Source organism: Psychrobacter sp., assembly GCF_035469765.1.
Classification (GTDB): domain Bacteria; phylum Pseudomonadota; class Gammaproteobacteria; order Pseudomonadales; family Moraxellaceae; genus Psychrobacter.
This window is the reverse complement of record NZ_DATIRM010000323.1, coordinates 1-2,512: the sequence shown is the minus strand read 5'-3', so window position 1 is coordinate 2,512 and position 2,512 is coordinate 1. Positions and strand designations below refer to the sequence as shown.

At 41.6% G+C, this 2,512-nt stretch carries 3 protein-coding genes; all 3 read left to right on the top strand.

The genetic code is table 11. The annotated features are described in order from the left end of the window. A partial coding sequence (locus tag VLN09_RS09080) for a methylenetetrahydrofolate reductase (protein ID WP_325245789.1) occupies positions 1–357 on the top strand: 357 nt, incomplete at its 5' end. A 271-nt stretch (positions 358–628) separates the two neighbouring features. Then, on the top strand, positions 629–1,501 hold the full coding sequence (locus VLN09_RS09075; RefSeq protein WP_325245787.1) for a 16S rRNA (uracil(1498)-N(3))-methyltransferase: 873 nt from the start codon (positions 629–631) through the stop codon (positions 1,499–1,501). Positions 1,502–1,562: 61 nt separating this feature from the next. Further along, positions 1,563–2,512 (top strand): sensor domain-containing diguanylate cyclase (locus VLN09_RS09070; protein ID WP_325245785.1); only part of this gene is annotated, 950 nt, incomplete at its 3' end.

Here is a 2,512-nt window from a genome sequence, read left to right as displayed (position 1 = left end):
GCTTCAATTACGCAGTTTTTCTATAACGCGGATAGCTATTTATATCTGCGTGAGAGCTTAGAAAAACGCGGTATCGATACGGTGGCTCAACCTTTGGTTGCTGGCATTATGCCCATCACCAATTCTAGCAATCTGATGCGTTTTGCTGACAGCTGTGGTGCTGATATCCCGCGTTATGTGCGTAAGCAGTTGGCTGACTTTGGCGATGACAGCAAGGCTATTCGCGAATTTGGCTTTGATGTGGTCTATCGTCTGTGTGAGCGTTTAATAGCTGAGGGCGTCCCTGCCATGCATTTTTATAGCATGAACAAGGTTGAGCCAAACAAACGCTTGATCGAAGCGCTAGGCCTTGCATAATGCTTGTTACGTAAGCGATGTTTCTATAGATAATTGAATAACTGGCGTTCTTAGGAGCGCCAGTTTTTTTGTTGCTAAAATTTTTAGTAAATTTTAAATGATTGACACTGTAATATCCTTGATTATCAAAATAAACATATCAGTACCACCATATAATCATTAAAAAATATAAACGACAATATAGGCGTCCTTAACGATGATTTACCTATATCGACAATATTCTGCTAATATATTTCAAATATATACTATTAACTTATAGGACTAAACGACTGTGCGACGTTTTTTTTATGCCATCAGTGATGATAATAACCCATCAGAGACCACCTACTCTAAGCTCAGCACCCTGCCTATCGGTGCCAGCGTCGAATTAACAGAGAGTATTGTTCATCATTGGTGCCGTGTATTACGAGCAAATATTGGCGATCAAGGTGTGTTATTTGATGGCTTTGGCGGTGAGTATCAGGTACAGCTGCAAGCCATCAGCAAGAAGCACGCTACTGTGACATTATTGGCGCACTTAGATACTGACCGAGATACCGCTGTCTTGACTAAAATCGGGCTGGTGATGAGTCGCGGTGAACGGATGGATTACGCCATTCAAAAATCCACTGAACTTGGTGTCACTGCCATCCAATTGCTAAGCAGTCATCATGGTGAAGTCAATCTAAAGCCTGCCCAAGTCGAAAAGAAGCTTGCCCATTGGCAGCAGGTTGCGATTGCTGCCTGTGAGCAATGTGGCCTTAATCGCCCGCCTCTTATCCTTGCACCTATCGCTATCAATGATTGGCTCAAACCTGCAGCGACTGCCAAGCCTATCAATGTAGAAACGGCTGTCAGCCCTATGGTTGCCACAATGAGTCAAGATACGTATTACCAAGCACTACTACAACCTGCCAATTTGCGTTTGCAGCTGAGTGTGCCGGCGGCAGGACAGCCTGCAATGCCTAAAGCGTTATTAACGACATTACAGCAGACAGCGCCTTATATTGAATTGTTAATTGGTCCTGAGGGCGGATTGAGTGATGAGGAATGCGCTCAAGCAGCAAACGTTGGTTTTGAGCCTTGGCAAATTGGTGCAAGAGTGTTACGAACAGAAACTGCGCCCGTGGTTGCACTAGCAACATTGCAGGCACTTGTTAGCTAGCATTTATTTTATAAATATAAAACGTTATTTATCGACGTACCTCCATTTTATGAGTTCAGTTATGAGCGCTTTTACACCGATACCACTGGCAGACAAACAGCAATTATTGGTCAAATTATGTGATCAATTTGAAGATGCTATTTTCATACTAGATGCAAATTTGCATTATCTATCTGTCAATGCTACCTATGAGCGGATGATAGGTTATACAGAAGCCTTCTTGCTCGGACGTCCACTTGGTATATATGCCGCTGAATTTTTATCAGAAGAAGAAAGATCTATTCTAGTAGATATTGCTGACCACTTAGACAGTCGCGGTTTTTATGGAAACGACTTTTCAATGCCGAATCGCTACGGAGAAATGCTGGACTGTTATATGACCTATCGAAAAATAAAGATAGATACCACTATCTATTATGTCGGTATGGTTCGAGATATGTCTGCCGTGGTAAAAGACAAAAAACAAGTGGCACACTTGCTAAACTACGACCAATTAACTGAACTGCCTAACCGCAAGGTATTTTTGAGCCAAACCAGCGATTTATTACTAGACAGCTATCAAGAAGTTATTATTGTACGTTTAAATATTGACCGCTATCGTAGCCTTGCAAGCTTGCTGGGCCCCGATGGTATCAATAACCTAATAAAAAAATTTGTGACGCGTGTCAAAGACTTAAAGCTTGATTTTTTACGCTGTTTTTCTCATTTTGGCGGTGATGATTTTGCTTTATTGTTTGAGTGTAGCGACGCTAATATGGTGCGTCATCAGCTAGACAGCTTAATGCAAATGTGTGAGCTTCCTTTCTTTGTCAATGATAATCAAGCCACAAATACTGAAGTGTATTGTCATATCTCCGTTGGTGTTAGCTATTATCCTGAAAATGATAATGATTTTACCGGCTTGTTAACCAAAGCAGAAAAAGCCTTGAATTATGTCAAACAGCATGGCGGCGATGATGTGTGTTGGTATCATAAAGCCATTAACGAGGTGAATGCGCATAATATACAATT